The organism is Streptomyces sp. YPW6, from assembly GCF_018866325.1.
GTDB lineage: Bacteria > Actinomycetota > Actinomycetes > Streptomycetales > Streptomycetaceae > Streptomyces.
Genome location: NZ_CP076457.1, coordinates 2,013,040 through 2,031,188, shown reverse-complemented (window position 1 = coordinate 2,031,188; position 18,149 = coordinate 2,013,040). Strand labels below are relative to the sequence as shown.

General features: G+C 72.0%; 19 protein-coding genes. 7 read left to right on the top strand and 12 right to left on the bottom strand.

The features are described 5' to 3' along the window. Window positions 1-17: 17 nt before the first annotated feature. On the bottom strand, window positions 18-701 hold the full coding sequence (locus tag KME66_RS08745) for a response regulator transcription factor (RefSeq protein ID WP_073214450.1): 684 nt from the start codon (window positions 699-701) through the stop codon (window positions 18-20). Continuing rightward, the gene (locus KME66_RS08740) at window positions 698-1,897 is read right to left on the bottom strand and encodes a sensor histidine kinase (RefSeq protein ID WP_216320760.1); all 1,200 of its coding nucleotides are present in this window, start codon (window positions 1,895-1,897) and stop codon (window positions 698-700) included. Before KME66_RS08740 ends, KME66_RS08745 begins: the two co-directional genes overlap by 4 nt. A gap of 151 nt (window positions 1,898-2,048) precedes the next feature. Here KME66_RS08740 and KME66_RS08735 point away from each other — a divergent pair, with 151 nt between their 5' ends. Beyond that, complete coding sequence (locus KME66_RS08735; protein ID WP_216320757.1) at window positions 2,049-2,621, top strand: hypothetical protein; 573 nt, start codon at window positions 2,049-2,051, stop codon at window positions 2,619-2,621. Between the two features lie 8 nt (window positions 2,622-2,629). On the opposite strand, the gene KME66_RS08730 is transcribed toward KME66_RS08735, so the two are convergent. From KME66_RS08730 to KME66_RS08720, 3 genes are read right to left on the bottom strand one after another with little or no spacing between them, the layout of a single operon-like run. Next, window positions 2,630-3,202, bottom strand: a complete 573-nt coding sequence (locus KME66_RS08730) for a cob(I)yrinic acid a,c-diamide adenosyltransferase (protein ID WP_073214439.1) — start codon at window positions 3,200-3,202, stop codon at window positions 2,630-2,632. 13 nt (window positions 3,203-3,215) lie between these two features. After that, window positions 3,216-3,965 (bottom strand): ABC transporter permease, encoded by a 750-nt coding sequence (locus KME66_RS08725; protein WP_216320753.1) that lies wholly within the window; start codon window positions 3,963-3,965, stop codon window positions 3,216-3,218. Window positions 3,966-3,972: 7 nt separating this feature from the next. Then, the gene (locus KME66_RS08720; RefSeq protein ID WP_216320750.1) at window positions 3,973-4,755 is read right to left on the bottom strand and encodes an ABC transporter ATP-binding protein; all 783 of its coding nucleotides are present in this window, start codon (window positions 4,753-4,755) and stop codon (window positions 3,973-3,975) included. A gap of 90 nt (window positions 4,756-4,845) precedes the next feature. On the opposite strand from KME66_RS08720, the gene KME66_RS08715 reads away from it, so the two are divergent. The 4 genes from KME66_RS08715 to KME66_RS08700 all read left to right on the top strand — a co-directional run bounded on the left by KME66_RS08715 (window position 4,846) and on the right by KME66_RS08700 (window position 9,834). Further along, window positions 4,846-5,487 carry a TetR/AcrR family transcriptional regulator gene (locus KME66_RS08715; RefSeq protein WP_216320748.1) on the top strand — a complete coding sequence of 214 codons (642 nt, stop codon included), beginning with the start codon at window positions 4,846-4,848 and terminating at the stop codon, window positions 5,485-5,487. Between the two features lie 149 nt (window positions 5,488-5,636). Next, the gene (locus tag KME66_RS08710; RefSeq protein WP_216320745.1) at window positions 5,637-6,485 is read left to right on the top strand and encodes a 3-hydroxyacyl-CoA dehydrogenase family protein; all 849 of its coding nucleotides are present in this window, start codon (window positions 5,637-5,639) and stop codon (window positions 6,483-6,485) included. 283 nt (window positions 6,486-6,768) lie between these two features. Next, window positions 6,769-7,092 carry an STAS domain-containing protein gene (locus tag KME66_RS08705; RefSeq protein WP_028438726.1) on the top strand — a complete coding sequence of 108 codons (324 nt, stop codon included), beginning with the start codon at window positions 6,769-6,771 and terminating at the stop codon, window positions 7,090-7,092. Window positions 7,093-7,332: 240 nt separating this feature from the next. Then, window positions 7,333-9,834, top strand: a complete 2,502-nt coding sequence (locus KME66_RS08700) for an ATP-binding protein (protein WP_216320742.1) — start codon at window positions 7,333-7,335, stop codon at window positions 9,832-9,834. Window positions 9,835-9,921: 87 nt separating this feature from the next. Here KME66_RS08700 and nucS read toward each other — a convergent pair whose 3' ends face one another. Further along, window positions 9,922-10,593 (bottom strand): endonuclease NucS, encoded by a 672-nt coding sequence (gene nucS / locus KME66_RS08695; protein WP_073214426.1) that lies wholly within the window; start codon window positions 10,591-10,593, stop codon window positions 9,922-9,924. 273 nt (window positions 10,594-10,866) lie between these two features. Between nucS and KME66_RS08690 the strand changes: the two genes are divergently transcribed. Beyond that, window positions 10,867-11,259, top strand: coding sequence for an SCO5389 family protein (locus tag KME66_RS08690; protein WP_006127608.1), 393 nt, complete (start codon window positions 10,867-10,869; stop codon window positions 11,257-11,259). Between the two features lie 144 nt (window positions 11,260-11,403). Here the strand turns inward: KME66_RS08690 and KME66_RS08685 are convergent, their stop codons facing one another. Then, window positions 11,404-12,459 carry an LLM class flavin-dependent oxidoreductase gene (locus KME66_RS08685; protein ID WP_216320740.1) on the bottom strand — a complete coding sequence of 352 codons (1,056 nt, stop codon included), beginning with the start codon at window positions 12,457-12,459 and terminating at the stop codon, window positions 11,404-11,406. Window positions 12,460-12,672: 213 nt separating this feature from the next. Here KME66_RS08685 and KME66_RS08680 point away from each other — a divergent pair, with 213 nt between their 5' ends. Beyond that, window positions 12,673-13,002 carry an ATP/GTP-binding protein gene (locus KME66_RS08680; protein ID WP_073214419.1) on the top strand — a complete coding sequence of 110 codons (330 nt, stop codon included), beginning with the start codon at window positions 12,673-12,675 and terminating at the stop codon, window positions 13,000-13,002. 15 nt (window positions 13,003-13,017) lie between these two features. Here KME66_RS08680 and KME66_RS08675 read toward each other — a convergent pair whose 3' ends face one another. The 5 genes from KME66_RS08675 to KME66_RS08655 all read right to left on the bottom strand — a co-directional run bounded on the left by KME66_RS08675 (window position 13,018) and on the right by KME66_RS08655 (window position 18,018). Next, window positions 13,018-13,869 carry an ABC transporter permease subunit gene (locus KME66_RS08675; RefSeq protein WP_216320737.1) on the bottom strand — a complete coding sequence of 284 codons (852 nt, stop codon included), beginning with the start codon at window positions 13,867-13,869 and terminating at the stop codon, window positions 13,018-13,020. Next, complete coding sequence (locus KME66_RS08670; RefSeq protein ID WP_216320734.1) at window positions 13,866-15,038, bottom strand: ABC transporter ATP-binding protein; 1,173 nt, start codon at window positions 15,036-15,038, stop codon at window positions 13,866-13,868. Before KME66_RS08670 ends, KME66_RS08675 begins: the two co-directional genes overlap by 4 nt. Before the next feature lie 175 nt (window positions 15,039-15,213). After that, entirely contained in the window at window positions 15,214-15,993 is a 780-nt protein-coding gene (locus tag KME66_RS08665; protein ID WP_216320732.1) for an ABC transporter permease, read from the bottom strand. A gap of 5 nt (window positions 15,994-15,998) precedes the next feature. Further along, on the bottom strand, window positions 15,999-16,994 hold the full coding sequence (locus KME66_RS08660) for an ABC transporter ATP-binding protein (RefSeq protein ID WP_216320729.1): 996 nt from the start codon (window positions 16,992-16,994) through the stop codon (window positions 15,999-16,001). A gap of 85 nt (window positions 16,995-17,079) precedes the next feature. Next, window positions 17,080-18,018: a cellulose-binding protein gene (locus KME66_RS08655; RefSeq protein WP_073214408.1), complete on the bottom strand. Its 939-nt coding sequence runs from the start codon at window positions 18,016-18,018 to the stop codon at window positions 17,080-17,082. Window positions 18,019-18,149 lie beyond the last annotated feature (131 nt).

Genomic DNA, 18,149 nt, shown 5'->3' with positions numbered 1-18,149 from the left:
AAAGATCGGGTCCCAGATCAGATCCCCAACTCCTGTGCCAGCACCGCCGCCTGAACCCTGCTGCGCAGCTTCAGCTTGCCCAGCAGCCTGCTGACGTGCGTCTTCACCGTGGCCTCGGCCATCGACAGCCGCAGCGCGATCTCCGCGTTGGACAGCCCCTCGCCCAGACACCCCAGCACTTCACGCTCGCGCCGGGTGAGAGCCTCCAGCGCCTCCAGCACCGCCGGATCGACCGTGCTCCGCTCCCGTACGCCTCCGCCGGCCGCGCCCGTTCCCGTTCCTGCTCCGGCGAACTCGGCGATCAGCCGACGGGTCACCGCCGGGGCGATCAGTCCCTCGCCGCGCGCCACCGTCCGCACCGCCTCCAGCAGTTCGCGGGCGTCGGTGTTCTTCAGCAGGAAACCGGCGGCGCCCGCGCGCAGCGCCCCGAAGACGTACTCGTCCAGATCGAAGGTGGTCAGCACGAGGACGTCCGCCAGCTCCCGGGCCACCACCTGCCGGGTCGCCGACACGCCGTCCAGCCGGGGCATCTGCACGTCCATCAGGACGAGATCCGGCCGGAGTTCAGCGGCCAGGCGCACCGCCTCCTCGCCGTCCCCCGCCTCTCCGGCGACCTCGATGTCCGGTGCGCTGGAGAGGATCAGCACGAGCCCCGCGCGCACGGCCGCCTGGTCCTCCGCCACCAGTACCCGGATCGTCATGCCCGCACCTCCCTCTCCCGTACGGGCAGTTCGGCCCGCACCCGCCAGATCATCGTGCCGTCGCGGCCCGGTTCGGCCCCCGCCCCGAAGGTCCCGCCGAGCAGGGCCACCCGCTCCCGCATGCCGACCAGACCCGCTCCCGAGCCGGGTGCGGTGGGCCCGGCCCGGCTGCCGAACGCGCTGGTCACCTCGACGGTCAGCAGCTCTCCGGCCCGGCCGAGCCGCACCACGACCGGGCCCGGCGCCGCGTGCTTGAGGGCGTTGGTCAGGGACTCCTGCACGATCCGGTACGCGGCCAGCTCGACCGGCGTCGGCAGCGCCTCCGCCCCCGGCTCGCGGGCGTCCTCCAGGGTGCAGACGAGCCCGCCGGACGCCCCGTTGACGTTCGTCTGCCCGACCAGCGAGTCCAGGGCGGCCAGCGTCGGGGCCGCCGCCGGAGTCTCGTCCTCGCCGCCCTCCCGGAGCAGCCCGATCAGCCGGCGCATCTCCGCGAGCCCTTCGACGCTGTTCTCCCGGATCACCTTCAGCGCGCCGCGCGAGGTCTCCCGGTCGTCGATGGACAGCGCCGCCGTGGAGTGGATCGCCACGGCGGAGAGGTGGTTGGCCACCATGTCGTGCAGTTCCCGCGCCATGCGCGCCCGTTCGGCGGTCACCGCCTGCCTCCGGTCCATCTCGGCGAGCCGCGCGGTCTGGGCTGCGGCCAGCCGGGCGCTGTCGGCGGCCGTGCGATGGCTGCGGACGCTGACCCCGGTGAGTGCGGGGACGAACGAGACCAGCCCGATGACCAGGCCGATCAGCAGGGCCTCGGGCCGGCGGAACCACGCCAGGAAGCCGATCGTGGAGGCGACCGTGATCAGCAGCGTGGCCACCGGCAGGCGGCGCGCGGCGGCCGGGGTCCCGTACAGCACGGCCGCGTACATGACGTCCGTGAACATCAGGGCGGTGGCGAGACTGCCTCGGGTGAACTGGTCGGCGACCAGCGCCAGCGCGCCGACGGTCAGTGCCGTGCGCGGTGCGTTGCGGCGCAGCAGCTCCGCCGCGGCCATGACGGTCAGCGGTACGAGGGTGATCCAGGGCGCGGAGAAGGGGTGGCCGCCCTGGGTGTGGAGGCCCAGCCGCCACAGGAGCAGCCCCCCGAGCAGCCCGGAGGCGGCGAGGGCCACCGCGTCGCGGTCGGGGCGCAGGAAGGTGGACACCCCTCCATCCAACACGCACCGCGGCCCCGGTACGTCCGGTCACGGGCCGATCCGCGACTACACCGAAGGATGCAGTCCCGTTTCGTCACTGACGACGACGTGCTCCCCTCCGGCGGGCGGGAGGCTGGAGGGGAACGGGAGGAGAGACGTCGTGATCGCCCTACTGGTCGTGGCCTGCGAGGTCGCGTTCTGGGTTCTGCTGGCCGCCGGACTCGCCCTGCGGTACGTCGCGAGGAAGCCGGGGCTCGGTGCGGCCGTGCTGCTGTGCGAGCCGCTGCTGGAGGTCGTGCTGCTCGTGGTGACGGCCGTCGACCTGAAGAACGGGGCCGAGCCGGACTGGAAGCACGGCCTGGCCGCCGTCTACATCGGGTTCACCGTGGGCCTGGGCCACCACACCGTTAAGAAGGTGGACGCCTGGGTCGCCCACCGCTGGTTCGGCGGCCCGCCCCCGGTGAAGCCGCCGAAGTACGGCCGGGCCCGTGCGATCCACGAGTGGCGCACGGCCGCCCGCTGGATCCTGGCCGCGGTGGTGGCGCTGGTGCTGCTCCAGGCGGCGGCCTGGTACGTCGGCGCGGACGGACAGGTCGGCTCGCTCCGGAACTGGCAGCAGAAGATGATCCTGGTGATCGGCATCAACCTGCTCATCGCCGGCGGTTACACGGTCTTCCCGAAACGGGCCCCCGGGGGCGCGGCGCCGGACCGCGAGCCCGCCGACCGGCTCTGAACCGCGTTCTACCGCTCGCCGCCCGGCACCCACAGCACGTCCCCGACCTCCTTGTTCGCGCTCCGCGCCAGGATGAACAGGAGGTCGGAGAGGCGGTTGAGGTAGGTGGCGGTCAGGGCGTTCATCGACGCGCCGTGCACCTCCAGGGCCGCCCAGGTGGACCGCTCGGCCCGCCGGACCACCGTGCACGCCTGGTGCAGCAGTGCCGCCCCCGGTGTGCCGCCCGGCAGGATGAAGCTGCGGAGCTTCTCCAGCTCCTCCAGGAAGCGGTCGCAGTCCGCCTCCAGCTTGTCCACGTAGGACTGCTCGACCCGCAGCGGCGGATACTGCGGGTTCTCGACCACCGGGGTGGAGAGGTCCGCGCCCACGTCGAACAGGTCGTTCTGGACGCGGACGAGGACCTTCACCACGTCCTCGGGCAGCTGCCCGAGCGCGATGGCGGTCCCGATCACCGCGTTGGCCTCGTTGGCGTCCGCGTACGCCGAGATCCGCAGATCGGTCTTGGCGGTGCGGCTCATGTCGCCGAGGGCCGTCGTGCCCTGGTCGCCGGTCCGGGTGTAGATGCGCGTCAGATTGACCATGGGGTCAGCGTAGTTATGCTCCGGCCCGTCGGAAGACCCGTGTGCCCACCGTCACGGCCGCTGCGGCGAAGCCGAGGGCGACCAGGACCCCGTGGAGCATGTGAGCGGTGGCGTACGAGCCGGTGTAGGCGTCCCGCACCGCGTCCACCAGATAGCGGAACGGGGTGAGGTGCGAGACGAGGTCGAGCCAGCCGGGGCCGAGCGTGACCGGCAGCATCAGCCCGGAGAGGAGCATGGCCGGCATCGTGACCGCGTTGATCACCGGCCCGAACTCCTGCGGGGTGCTGACGCGCATCGCCAGGGCGTACGAGAGCGAGGCGAGCGAGAGGGCGAGCACACCGGTGAACGCGAAGCCGATGAGGATGCCCGCCAGCGGGGCGCGCAGCCCCATGAGCAGCGCGGCGAGCACCAGCAGGACGGCCTGGAAGGTGAAGAGCAGCGCGTCCCGCAGCACCCGGCCCAGCAGCAGGGCCGCCCGGCTGACGGGGGTCACCCGCATCCGCTCCACCACCCCCGTGGACTTCTCGACGATGATGGCGAAGCCGGTGAAGGACGCGCCGAACAGGCTGAGTTGGAGCAGCAGTCCGGGTACGAGGATCTGCCAGGAGTCGGCGGGGGAGCCGAGCGGGAGGTCCCGGAGCAGGGGGCCGAAGAAGAACAGGTAGAGCAGCGGCATCAGCAGGCCGAAGAGGACCTGGAAGCGGGAGCGCAGGGTCTGGCGGGCATAGCGCCCGAAGACGATCGCGGTGTCGTGGAAGAGCACGGGGGTCCTATACGGCTACGGGGGTGGCGTCGGCCGGGGTGCCGGTCCGTCCGGTGGCGGCCAGGAACGCGTCCTGGAGGGAGGCGGCGGGGGAGCCGGCGTAACGGGTCTTCAGCTGGGCGGGGGTCCCTTCGGCGACGACCGTGCCGCCGTCGATCAGGACCAGCCGGTCCGCCAGCGCGTCGGCCTCGTCGAGGTAGTGCGTGGTCAGTACGACGGTGGTGCCGGTCTCCTCGCGCAGGCCCCGCACCAGGTCCCACAGGTCGGCCCGGCTGCCGGGGTCCAGGCCCGTGGTGGGCTCGTCCAGGAAGAGCACGGCCGGGCGGTGGGTGAGGCCCATGGCGATGTCGAGCCGCCGCCGCTGCCCTCCGGAGAGGCTCACCGCCTTCCGGTCGAGCAGCCCGTCGAGGCCGAGCGCGGCGGCCAGTTCGCCGGCGCGCGCGGCCGCTTCCGCCCGGCCCAGCCGGTAGAGCCGCCCCTGGGTGACCAACTCCTCCCGGACGGTCAGATACGGGTCGACGCCGCCGGACTGGGCGACGTAGCCGCAGACCGCGCGGACGGCGGCGGGGTCGGCCAGCAGGTCGTGGCCGGCCACGGTGGCCGCGCCGCCGGTGGGGGTGAGCAGGGTGGTGAGCATGCGCAGGGTGGTCGTCTTGCCCGCGCCGTTGGGGCCGAGGAGCCCGACGATCTCTCCCGCGCGGATGGTCAGGTCGATGGAGCGGACGGCTTCCACCGGGCCGCTCCGGGTCGTGAAGGTCCGGGCGAGCCCGGCGGTGCTGATGACGGTCATGCGGCCAGAAAAACAGAGCGACACCAAAAGTGCAATGACTTAAAAATTGCATCGAATGCATGATCTCTGGAAGCGCCCTACGATGGCCGCATGGGCGAGGGACTCAGGGAACGCAAGAAACGCCAGGCCAGACAGCGCATCTCGGACCTGGCGACCGGGCTGTTCCTCCAGCACGGCTTCGCCGCGGTGACCGTCGCCGAGATCGCCGAACTGGCCGATGTCTCCGTGAACACCGTCTACAACTACTTCCCGGCCAAGGAGGACCTCTTCCTCGACCGGATGAAGGGCGTCACCCAGCGCGTCGCCCGCTACGTCCGCGCCCGCGACCGGGGCGAGTCGGCCGCCGAGGCCGTCCTGCGCGAGGTGCGCGCCGCCGTCGTGGCCGTCTCCCCGGAGTTCGGCCTGATGGACGGGTTCGCCGACTTCATGCGGGTCATCGAGGACGCCCCCACCCTCAAGGCCCGTCTCTGGTACCTCCAGCAGGAGGTCCTCCAGGCCGTCGTCGCCACCCTGCGCGAGGACACGGGCGCGGGTGAGGACGATCCGCTGCCGCTCCTCGTCGGGGGCCAGATCGCCTGGATCGAGCACGCTCTCGTGGGCTATGTCAGCCAGGAGATGATGAAGGGCCGCAAGGCCGTCGACGTCTCCCGGGACGCCCTCGGCGTCCTCGACGACATCGAGGGGCTGCTCGGCGACCAGGTCCTCAACTACGCACGCCGCGGAGCCGAATGACGCGTCCCGGTGTGATGTCCGTCATCTGAGACGTGACGCGCATCTCTTCACCGCCCCAGCGCGCCCGACGGGTACTAACCTCCGCCGGAGAGTATGTGAACCCCCGTGAACTCAAGCGCACGGGCGAACAGAAACCAAGGGGTGCGAACGTGGCCAGGAAGCTCGCCGTCATCGGAGCCGGACTCATGGGATCCGGGATCGCGCAGGTCTCCGCCCAGGCGGGCTGGGACGTCGTGCTGCGGGACGTCACCGACGCCGCGCTGACCCGGGGCCGGGACGGCATCAAGGCCTCGTACGACAAGTTCGTCGCCAAGGGCAAGCTGGAGGCGGCCGACGCCGAGGCCGCGCTCGCCCGCATCACCACGACCACCGACCTCGACGCCGTGGCCGACGCGGACGTCGTCGTGGAGGCCGTCTTCGAGAAGCTCGAAGTCAAGCACGAGATCTTCCGCGCCCTCGACAAGGTCGTCGGCGAGCACACCGTCCTCGCCTCCAACACCTCCGCGATCCCGATCACCAAGATCGCGGCCGTGACCGGGCGCCCGGAGCGCGTCGTCGGCGTGCACTTCTTCTCGCCGGTCCCGATGATGCAGCTCTGCGAGCTGGTGCGCGGCTACAAGACCAGCGACGAAACCCTCGCCACCGCGCGGGAGTTCGCCGAGTCGGTCGGCAAGACCTGCATCGTCGTCAACCGCGACGTGGCGGGCTTCGTCACCACCCGGCTGATCTCGGCGCTCGTCGTCGAGGCCGCCAAGCTGTACGAGTCGGGCGTGGCGACCGCCGAGGACATCGACACCGCCTGCAAGCTGGGCTTCGGCCACGCCATGGGCCCGCTCGCCACCGCGGACCTCACCGGCGTCGACATCCTGCTGCACGCCACGGGCAACATCTACACCGAATCGCAGGACGAGAAGTTCGCCGCCCCCGAGCTGATGCGCCGGATGGTCGACGCAGGTGACATCGGGCGCAAGAGCGGGCAGGGCTTCTACACGTACTGATCCACGCGTACGGGCCGGATCCGCGGAGCCTGGTCGGATCCGCCCTCCCGGGCCGGCCGGTCCACCGCCGGCCGGGCCGGAGAGCCGGGGATTTTACCCGGAGGAGACCGGAAGCCGACGAACCGGAGTCACTCCACCGAGTGAATTCGGTATCGGTTCGCATACAGACGGCAACTTCCCTGTCGCCGCGGCAGTCAGTGGTGGCAGGGGAACGGCCGGCGGTGACGGCGGATCAGACGGACAGACCGACGGACTTACTACGGAGCAGGACCGGGGAGCGCATATGCACATCAGGGGCGACCACGCCGAGCTGGTCGTCGGGGGCCGCCTCGACGTCCGAAGCGCGGCGGACGCCCGTACGGTCCTGCACTCCGCCGTCGACGACGGAGCCGGCGACCTCGTGCTGGACCTGACCGAGCTGGATTCCTGGGACGCCACCGGGCTCGGCGTCATCATGGGGGCCCACCGCCGGGCCGGACGGGCCGGCCGCCGCCTCGTGCTGCGCGGTGTGCCGCCGCAGATGCAGCGCCTCCTGGTGGCCACCCGGCTGCACCGCATCCTGGCCATCGAGGGCGGCATCGCCGCGGAGTCCCTGCCGCGCGTCTGAGGGGAGACCGGCGGACCGCCCCGGGCATCAGGCACGGAAGTCACGCAATCCTCACCGGAACGTGACGTCCTGGACGGCCCGGTACCCCGGCGCTTCATGGATACTGGGCCAAGGTCTAGGGTTCGGCCGTCCGCCCGAATGACAACGAACCCATGGCGGACACCGGACCGGAAGCGACAGCGAGGCGCGTGTGGAGGCCGGGAGGGGCGACCGCGCACGACGCGTCTGGGGGACTTTGCGATGGACCCGACACACCGGGCAGCCGATGAGTACGGGCAGGGCCACGACCGCTCCGACGGCGAGCCCGGCCACCGCCGGCCGTCCCGCGACTCCGGCGGCGCCGACTTCGGCCCGCAGACACCGCCGCAGGTCCGCGTCGTCCAGCTGACCGCCGGCGACCTCCTGCTCACGGTCAACCCCGTCGACGGCAGCGAGGTCGAGGCGATTCCGCCCGGCTCCGGCCCCGACGCCCCGGTCCGCCGCACCGCCGCCGAACGCGCCGAGCACGAACGCGCCGGCGCGCCCCCCGTGCCCGCGGGCCCGCCCACCCCGCAGCTGCCGCTCCTGGAACGGCAGGAGGAGCGCGAGCGCCTGGTCCGCCTGCTGGCGCGCGGCCGCAGCGTCCGCCTCACCGGCCAGCCCGGCTCCGGCCGCACCGCCCTGCTCGATGCCGTCGCCGCCGACTGCGCCGACCTGGCCCCCGACGGCGTCGTCCGCCTCAACGGCCGCGGCCGTACCGGGGCCGACCTGCTCCACGCCCTCTTCGACGCCGTCTACCAGGCCCCGTCCCACCGCCCCGACCGCGACGAACTCCTCACGCTCGTCCGCTCCATCGGCGCCGTCGTCACCATCGACGACCTGGAGATCGGCGGAGCGGCCCTCGACGAACTGCTCGACGCCACCCCCGAATGCGCCTTCCTGCTCGCCGCCGCCACCGACACCGCCCCCGGCGTCGACGCCCACCTGGAGGAGGTCCTCCTCGCCGGCCTCGGCCGCGGCGCCTCGCTGGACCTCCTGGAGAAGGTCGTCGAGCGCCCCCTCACCGAGGAGGAGCGGAACTGGGCGGGCGACCTCTGGTTCGAGTCCGAGGGACTGCCGCTCCGCTTCGTCCAGGCCGGCTCCCTGCTCGTCCAGCGCGACCGGCTGCGCGCCGAGCCCGAGGACGCGTTCGACGAGTACGACTACTTCGAGCCACGCGCGGACGACGCGCCGCCGCCCCCGCCGGCACCCACCGCCGAGGGCCTCGACGTTCCGCTGCCGAGCCTCGGCGAGGGCGCGGCCCCCGCCGAACTGCTCGCCTCCCGGCTCAGCGAGACCGCCCGCGCCACGCTGCGCTTCGCCGTGGCGCTCGGCGGAGAGGTGCCCCACCAGGCCCACCTGCCGGCCCTCGTGGGCGACACCCACGCCGACGCCGCGCTCGGCGAGCTCGCGGGCTGCCACCTGCTCTCCCCGGCCGGCTCGCGCTACCGCCTCGCCGCCGGAGTCCTCGCCCAGCTCGTGGCGGCCGGCTACGAGGACGACGCCGCCACCCACGCCCGTACCGCCGCCCAGCACTACGCCTGGTGGACCTCCCACCCCTCGGTCACCCCCCAGCGGGCCGTCGCCGAGGCCGACGCGATCGTCGCCGCCCTCGCCCGGCTGGTCCCGGGCGACGAGGCGGGCGCGGCCAGCGCGGCCGTCCTGCTCGCCCGCAGCGCCTCCCCGGCCTTCGCCGCGGGTCTGGGCTGGGGAGCCTGGGAGCGGGCGCTCAGGATCGGCCAGGAGGCAGCCCGGATCGCCGGTGAGGTCGCCGAAGAGGCCTACTTCCACCATGAGCTGGGCGTTCTCGCCCTCTGCACCGGCAACCCCGACCGGGCCCGGACCGAGCTGGAGACCTCGATCGGGATGCGCGGCGTGCTCGCCGACAAGTCCGGGGCCGTGGCCGGACGCCGCGCCCTCGCCCTGGTCGCGGACCGCTCCGGCGACTTCGCCCCGCTCGGCGGGGCGCTCGCGGCCGACGAGGTGACCGCCGTACGCCCGGACCTTCCGGGTACGCCGCCGGGCGGGATACCCGGGGCGCCGTTGTTCCTCCGCGACACCGCCGAGGAGGAGCCCACGGTCATCTCCTCGCTGCCGCCCGCCCCCGCGGCGCGCGGGATGTCCGGCCGTGCCGTCCTGGGCGGCGCCCGGCGCAACCTGGCCGCCGCAGGCGCGGGCGCCCTGCTGATCGCGGTGCTCGGCACCGTCGTCACCCTCGGTGTCACCGCCGACGGCGACGAGCCGGACAGCCGGAACGTCACCACCGAGCAGACCGCCACCGAGGACCCGGCCGACGACGACCTGCCCGTCGACGAGACGGACGACGTCCCGCCCCCGGCCGGGTCGGCCACCGACGAGACGTCCGCGACCCCGAGCGCCTCTGACCCGGCGAGCCCCAGCGCCTCCGGCTCGCCCTCCCCGAGCGCGTCCTCGTCGAGCGGTGCGTCACCGACGGACGAGCCGACGGACGGGGAGAGCGGCACGCCGGGCGAGCCGACGCCGACGAAGACGTCGCCGACGCCCTCGGAGAGCGAGAGCGAGACGACGAGTCCCTCGCCCTCCGAGTCGGACAGCGGGTCGCCGGACCCGACGCCCACCGACGAGACCCCGGAGCCGCCTCCGGGCGGTTCCTCCTCGGCGAGCGGCCCGGGAGAGTCCACGGGTGTCGCCGTCGAGTCCACGGGCGACCCCGAGAGCGAGCCGACGGCCGACCCGGTGGCCTGAGCACGCCCCGCACGGAACGGCGGAGAGCCGGGTGGTTCACGTGGAAGCGTGAACCACCCGGCTCTCGTGCGCGGATGTGCCGGACGGTCAGAACAGGCGCAGCTTGTCGTCCTCGATGCCGCGCATCGCGTCGTAGTCCAGGACCACGCAGCCGATGCCGCGGTCGGTCGCCAGCACCCGGGCCTGCGGCTTGATCTCCTGCGCGGCGAACACACCCCGCACCGGCGCCAGGTGCGGGTCGCGGTTCAGCAGCTCCAGATAGCGGGTCAGCTGCTCCACGCCGTCGATGTCGCCACGCCGCTTCAGCTCCACGGCCACCGTCTGCCCGCTCGCGTCCCGGCACAGGATGTCCACCGGGCCGATCGCGGTGGGGTACTCACGGCGGATCAGGGTGTGGCCCTCGCCGAGGATCTCGATGCGGTCCGCCAGCAGCTCCTGAAGGTGCGCTTCCACGCCGTCCTTGATGAGCCCCGGGTCGACACCCAGCTCGTACGACGAGTCGTGGAGGACCTCCTCCATCGTGATGATCAGTTTTTCGCCCGCCTTGTTCACCACGGTCCAGACGCCTTCCTCACCGTCGGCGCCCTCCTTCAGGGTGCACGGCGGGGACATCCAGTTGAGCGGTTTGTACGCCCGGTCGTCGGCGTGGATGGAGACGCTTCCGTCCGCCTTCACCAGGATCAGTCGGGGGGCGGAAGGCAGGTGGGCTGTGAGCCGGCCCGCGTAGTCCACGGAGCAACGGGCGATGACGAGACGCATGGTGGGCAACGCTACTCGACGACAGGGGCCCGACGCGATTTCCCCACCCGTCGCCTCCCGTCACTCGGTGCACGGTGCACCGGGGTGGCGCGGGCTTGCCCCTCTTTGCGCCCCTTCGTTATTGGCCGGTTGTGGTCCCAATCTCCTGGTGCGGCCCCGACTGCGCGCTTACCGTGGAAGCAGGAGGTCGCCGCCCGTGCACGCTGCGTCGTCGCCCCCCTTCCCTGCCCGTAAGGCCCCGGCCACTCTCCGGGGTCGCGAGAGGAGAAACCCATGTCGCTCGACGTCTCACCGGCGCTGTTGGAACAGGCCGAGCGAGGCGAGGTCGACGAAGCCGACTTCGTCGACTGCGTCCGGACCTCCCTGCCCTTCGCATGGGAGATGATCAGCTCGCTGGTGGCTCAGCTGAAGGTCGACGGTGGAGAGTTCGCCGACAACCAGACGCCGCCGCCGGACGAGCAGGCTCGTGGTCAGCTGCTGCGCGCGCTCGCGAGTGATGCGATACGCGGCGCGCTGCAGCGGCACTTCGGAGTGCGCCTCGCTTTCCAGAACTGCCACCGCGTCGCGGTGTTCCCGCTGGACGCCTCGGTCGACGACCGACTGGCCAAGTTCACCTCGGTGAGGGGCCAGTTGCTCAACCAGTCGCCCGAACTACGGGACTGCTGAACGCTTCTGCTGCCGTCCCGGGCCGCGGGAGGTGCAACTGGCTTTGGGGCGGCAGCTCCCGTACCACCGCACCACAGGTCCCACGCGAGGTCCTCGTCCATGCACAAGCACCGGCACCGGCACAGGCACCGGCACAGACCCGGGTCAGGTGAGCAGCGGCAGCACGTCGGCGCCCAGCCGCCGCACGTTCTCCTCGGTCGCCGCGAGATCGCCCGACCCCTCCACCAGCAGGGCGAACCGCGTGATCCCGGTCCGCTCGGCGGTGGCCGCGAGCCGGTCCGCGGCCAGCCGCGGCGTGCCCACCGGGTGCAGCCCGCTGAGCAGTTCCGTGTACGCGACCGGGTCCCGCATCACGCGATGTCTGCCGTCGACCGTGACATGCGCGTCGAGCCCCTCGCGCAGCCAGCCCGGCATCGTCTTCACCAGCAGCTCCGCTGCGTCCCCGGTGCTGTCGGCGATCTGGGCCACCCCGGCGGACACATGTGCGGCGCCCTCCACCACCTCGGGCGGATGCCCGGCTTCCCGCGCGGCCGTACGCCACAGGGCGACCATCTCCGCCTTCTCCTCGTCCCCGCAGTGCATGCCCAGCAGCATCGGCAGCGCCCGCGCCGCCGCGAGCCGGACGCTCGTGGGCGAGGTGCACGCCACGATCACCTCCGGGCCTCCCGAGGGGCCTTCCTGCGACGCGTCCTGCGGACCCGCCAGCAGCTCGTCCGCGCGCGGCACCACCGCCACCTCGCGGAAGCCGAACCGCTCGCCGCGCCCCGCGACGCGCGCCTCCCGCAGCCAGGCGAGCACCAGCTCCAGCGCCTCGGGGAAGCCGTTCTCGTACGCGTCGAGACCGCCGCCGAACACCTCCAGGTCCACCCACGGGCCGCCCCGGCCCACCCCGAGCGAGAAGCGCCCGCCGCTGGTCAGATGCAGCAGCGCGGCCTGCTCGGCGAGCGCGACCGGGTGGTGGTTGGGCAGCACGCTGACCGCCGTACCGACCCGGATCCTGCGGGTGCGGCCCAGCAGCAGCGCGGCCAGCGTCGTCGCCGACGGGCAGACCCCGTACGGCACGAAGTGGTGCTCGGCCAGCCAGACCGAGTCGAGCCCGCTCTCCTCCGCGGCCTCGGTCGACCGGACGGCCCGGTGCAGGGCCTCGCCCGGCCCCTGGCCCGGGAACTGGGCTGCCAGAACGAACGTTCCGATGCGCATCGTTACTTGCCTCCTTGCGGCCCGACGCGTTTCTCCCCCACCGGCAACAACGTCTGACACGTGCCAAAGGCACGGTCCGGACGGAAGTTGTTGCGATTTTCCGCTAACTCACCCCACTGCCGGACCGGACCGGCGGGCTGACCGACGGCTGCCCCGGACGACACCGCCTAGGCTTGGTCGGACCGATTCCGATCCGCTTCCGTGAGGTGTCCCGTGTCCCCGCGCCGCAACCGCCCCCGTGGCGGCGAGAGTCCTGACGAACGCCCCGGCACGGCACCCGGCAGATACGGCGGGGGAGGCGTCACCGAGAGCTGGCAGGGCGAGGAGTGGTCGGTGCGCCCGGTCAGCGGCGCGAGCGCCCAGGGCAAGCGCTACCGCTGCCCCGGCTGCGACCAGGAGATCCCCTCCGGTGTCCCGCACCTGGTGACCTGGCCGGAGTACGGCGGCATCGACGACCGCAGGCACTGGCACAAGGCCTGCTGGAACGCGAAGGACCGCCGCACCACGAGGGTGCAGCGGTCCCGGAACGCCCCGCGCTACTGAGGGCGCGGCCCTGCCTCAGACGTCGCGCCGGTTCAGCAGCGCGACCGCCCCGCCCAGCACCACGGCGACCAGGCCCAGCATCACCACGAGCGCTTCCCAGGCGGCCGGGCCGGAATCCGTCATCGTCGTGCCGTAGAGCGCGCTGAGCTGGTTGGGGATCGAGTACTCGATCAGGAAGCGCTGAGCGCCCCGAAGGGCATCGGCGAACATGAACAGCGCCAGGACCAGGGGCAGCAGCACCACACCGATCATGATGGTGATCGCACCCGCCGAGTGCCGCACGATCGCACCGACCCCGAGCGACAGCAGGCCCAGGCCCGCGGTGAAGAGCCCGACGCCCACCGTCGCGAGCGCCCACTGGCCGCCCGAAGCGGCGACCGTACCGTTCAGGATCAGGGTCTGGAGCACCGCGACCACCGCGGTGGTCGCCGTCGTGATGACGAAGGTCAGCGCGAAGAAGACGATCGCCTTCGCCGCGAGCACCCGGCCGCGGCTCGGGCACGCCGTCAGCGTCGTCCGGATCATGCCGGTGCTGTACTCGGACCCGATGGTCAGCACCCCGAGCGTGATCACGCAGATCGAGCCCAGCAGTACCCCGAAGAAGCCGAGGGCCAGGGCCGGCTCGTTCGCCAGGTCCGCGTCGTTCGCCGCGAGCAGCAGCGCGATGGCCGGCCCCAGCGTCAGCATCAGCACCACCATCACACCGAGCGTCCAGAGCGTGGCGCGCACGGAACGGAGCTTCGTCCACTCCGAGGCGATCGCGTCGGGGAGGGTGGCGGGCCGGATCGGGATCGGCGACTCGTAGAAGCTCAGCAGGCCCGCCTCCGGAGCCTGCCGGAGGTTCTGCGGGGTGGCCGGGGACGTCATCTCTGGTCCTTGCTGGTCTGCTCTCCCGCCGTGGTGGCGGAAGAGGGCTCGACGGCCGGGGGCGGCGGTGTGACGGGGGAGGGGACGGGCGCGGGCTCCGGGGCCGGGCGTGTGCCGGGCGGCGGCGGGGCGTACCAGCCGTCCTGCGGCACCTCCACCGGCGGGCCGGGAGCATCGCCGTGGGCGTGGCCGCCGACCGGGAGACCGTACGCGTCCAGGGGCGGCGGCTCCACGAGGCCCGCCTTGGCGTCGTCGGTCGAGCGGTAGTCCACCAGGCCCTGCGTGAGGCGCATGTACGCCTCCTCCAGCGACGCCTGGTGCGGGGACAGCTCCCAGAGCCGTACGTCACAGCCGTGGGCCAGGTCGCTGATCCTCGGCAGGGGCAGCCCGGTGACCCGCAGGGCCCCGCTCGGCTCCGGCATGACCCGGCCGCCCGCCTCGATGAGCGTGGCCGTGAGCTTCTGCCGGTCCTCGGGGCCGTTCTCGGGCACCCGGACCCGGGCGAAGTCGGCGGAGTTGGCGGAGATGAAGTCCGTGACGCTCATGTCGGAGAGCAGCCGGCCGCGCCCGATCACGATCAGATGGTCGGCGGTGAGGGCCATCTCGCTCATCAGGTGGGACGAGACGAAGACCGTGCGCCCCTCGGCGGCGAGCGACCTCATCAGGTTGCGGACCCAGTGGATGCCCTCCGGGTCGAGACCGTTGACCGGCTCGTCGAAGAGCAGCACCTGCGGATCACCCAGCAGCGCCGCGGCGATCCCGAGCCGCTGCCCCATCCCGAGCGAGAAGCCGCTGGAGCGCCGCTTGGCGACGTCGCTGAGGCCGACCACGCCGAGGACCTCGTCGACCCGGGCCGCCGGGATACCGGCCAGCTGGGCCAGGGACAGCAGGTGGTTGCGGGCGGAGCGGCCGCCGTGCACGCCCTTGGCGTCCAGCAGCGCGCCGACCTGGCGCGGCGCGTTCGGCAGACTGCGGTAGGGGTGGCCGCCGATGGTGACGTGGCCCGCGGTGGGGCGGTCCAGGCCGAGGATCATGCGCATCGTCGTGGACTTGCCCGAACCGTTGGGACCGAGGAAGCCGGTGACGGCCCCCGGCCGCACCTGGAAGGAAAGGTCGTCCACGGCCGTCTTCGCGCCGTAGCGCTTGGTCAGGCCGACTGCCTCGATCATGCTCCAGCCCCATCGACTCACTCTGTGTCCGGGGCACGGACCACCCGGCCGCACACCCCCGTAAGAGTTAGGAGGATAACCAGGCGCTCACGGTTCCGGCCACGTCGCGCACAGCGTGCGAGCGGGCCGTCACGCGTCCCGCTTCGCCACGCCGGCGCGTCCGGCCGCGTCGGGGCTACGCGTCCCGCTTCTTCAGGACCAGGAAGCCGCCGAGCACCGCCGCCAGCACCCAGAGCACCATGATCCCGAGCCCTCCCCAGGGGCCGTACGGGGCGGGATCGGTGTTCATCGCGTCCGGGACGACCTGCATGATCTTCGAACCGGCCTGGTCGGGGAAGTACCGGGCGACCTCCTTGGCCCCCGGCACCGCCGCGAGGATCTGGGAGACCAGGAAGAAGAACGGCATCAGGATGCCGAGCGACAGCATGGAACTGCGCAGCATCGCCGCCACGCCCATGGAGAAGATCGCGATCAGCCCCATGTAGAGCCCGCCGCCGACGACCGCGCGCAGCACGTTGTCCGCGCCGATGCCGGTGCCCCGGTCCCCGAGCATGGCCTGGCTCAGGAAGAACGAGACGAAGCTGGTGAGCAGCCCCACGGCGAGGGCCAGCACTCCGGCCACCGCGATCTTGCTGAAGAGGAACGTCGCACGCTGCGGCACCGCCGCCAGCGAGGTGCGGATCATGCCGGAGCTGTACTCCGTGCCGACCACGAGCACTCCGAACACCACCATCGCGAGCTGACCGAGTACGGTCCCGGAGAAGCTGACGAAGGTCGGGTCGAACGTGGCCTGCTCGGCCTCGGAGAGGTCGTCGAACGTGGCGTTCAGCAGCGCGCTCAGGGCCGCGCCCATCACGACCGTGACCGCGAACGCGGCGATGAGGGTCCAGGTCGTCGAGGAGACCGACCGGATCTTGGTCCATTCCGAAGTGAGAACCGCGGGTACCGATGCCATGGTCGTCACGCCCCCTTGCCGTCGGTGCCGCCGGGCTTGTTCCAGTCCTCGCCCCAGCCGGCCCCCACCACGGGGGGTTCGGCCACCGGATCCCGGTCCGCGTGGGCGTGGTATTCCACCGAGCCGGCGGTCATCTGCATGAACGCCTCCTCCAGCGAGGCCCGCTGGGAACTCAGTTCGTGCAGCACCACCTGGTGCCGGGCCGCCAGCTCGCCCAGCTCCTCCGTCGTGGCGCCGTCGACCTCCAGGACGCCGCCCGCCGTCTCGACGGCGGTGAAGCCCTCCTGGTGCAGCACGTCGCGCAGCCGTTCGTACTGCGGTGAGCGCAGCCGCGTGTAGCTGCGGGAGTTCTCCTGGATGAAGTCCGACATCGAGGTGTCGGCGAGCAGCTTGCCCTGGCCGATCACGATCAAGTGGTCAGCGGTCAGCGCCATTTCACTCATCAGGTGCGAGGAGACGAAGATCGTCCGGCCTTCCGCCGCGAGCGTCTTCATCAGATTGCGGATCCAGTGGATGCCCTCCGGGTCCAGTCCGTTGACCGGCTCGTCGAACATCAGGATCTCGGGGTCGCCCAGCAGGGCCGAAGCGATGCCGAGCCGCTGGCCCATGCCGAGGGAGAACCCCTTGGACTTCTTCTTCGCGACCGCGCTCAGACCGACCGTGTCGAGCACCTCGTCGACCCGGCTGCGCGGGATGCGGTTGCTCTGCGCCAGGCAGAGCAGGTTGTTGTACGCGCTGCGGCCGCCGTGCATCGCCTTGGCGTCGAGGAGCGCCCCGATGTACTTCAGCGGTTCCTGGAGGTCGCGGTAGTGCTTGCCGTCGATGCGCACCGAACCGCTGGTGGGATTGTCGAGATCGAGCATCATCCGCATGGTCGTCGACTTGCCCGCGCCGTTGGGGCCGAGAAAGCCCGTGACGATCCCCGGCCGGACCTGGAACGACAGATGATCGACGGCAACCTTGCTGCCGAAACGTTTGGTGAGTTGCTCGAGCTCGATCATGCGCACACGCTAGAACGTCCGAGCGCCCGGCGCCACCACAAGGGCGGAGCCGGGCGCACACGGGGGTACGGCGGTACTGCGGGGTTCAGCGGCTCTGCTGGGCCGGGACGCCGCGGGTGGCGGACTCGTCCTCCACCGGGGCGCCGGCGGCGGCCACGGCGGCGCCGGTCAGCGTCGCCAGCATCTCGCGGACGTTGGTCAGCTGCGCGTTGATGGAGTCGCGGCGGTTGGTGAGCGCCGCCAGCTCGCGCTCCGATTCGCTGCGGATCCGGTCGGCCTTGGCGTTGGCGTCGGCGACGATGTCCTCGGCCTGGCGCTGAGCGGTCTCCACCGTCTGGCGGGCCCGGCGTTCGGCGTCCGTGCGGAGCTTCTCGGCCTCCAGCCGGAGCTGCTCGGCGCGGTGCTCGATCTCCGCGAGACGCTTCTCGGCCTTGGCCTGGCGGGAGGCGAGGTCGCGCTCCGACTGCTCGCGGCGCTTGGCGAGGTTGGTCTCGAAGTCGGCTGCGGCCTGGGCGGCCTTGGCGCGGGTCTCCTCGAAGAGGGCGTCGGCCTCCTCGCGCTTCTGCTGGGCGTCCTTCTGCGCGTCGGCGCGGAGCGTGTTCGCCTCGCCCTGGGCCTTCTCGACGATGCGGACGCCCTCGTCCTCGGCCTTCGCCTTGCGCTCGGCGGCGAACGTCTCGGCGTCGTTGCGCACCTGCTGGGCCGCCGACTCGGCGAGCTCACGGTGCTGCTCGGCGGCCCGGCGGGCCTCCTCGCGCAGGTCCTTGGCCTCCTCCTCGGCGAGGCGGAGAATCTTCTCGACACGGGCGCCGAGACCGGCGTACGACGGCTCGGCGTCGTTTACCTGGGCCTGGGCATTCTGCGTTTCGAGGTGCAGCTCCTCGATGCGCTTTTCCAGAGAGGTGATTCGGGCCAGGGCACTGTCACGGTCCGCGATGAGCTTGGCGATGCGGTCGTCCACCTGACCGCGGTCGTAGCCACGGCGCACGTGCTCGAAGCCGAAGGGGGAGGAAGGGTCACTCATGGGGTTCCTGTCGAATGAGACCGGTGAGGTGATAGAGGGAATCCTAGGGGCCATTGCGGCGTGTCAGCGTGAAGATGCCGGTTTGATCTGGAGAATGACACCCCTTTTGAGTGGCTGACCTCCGGAGTGCT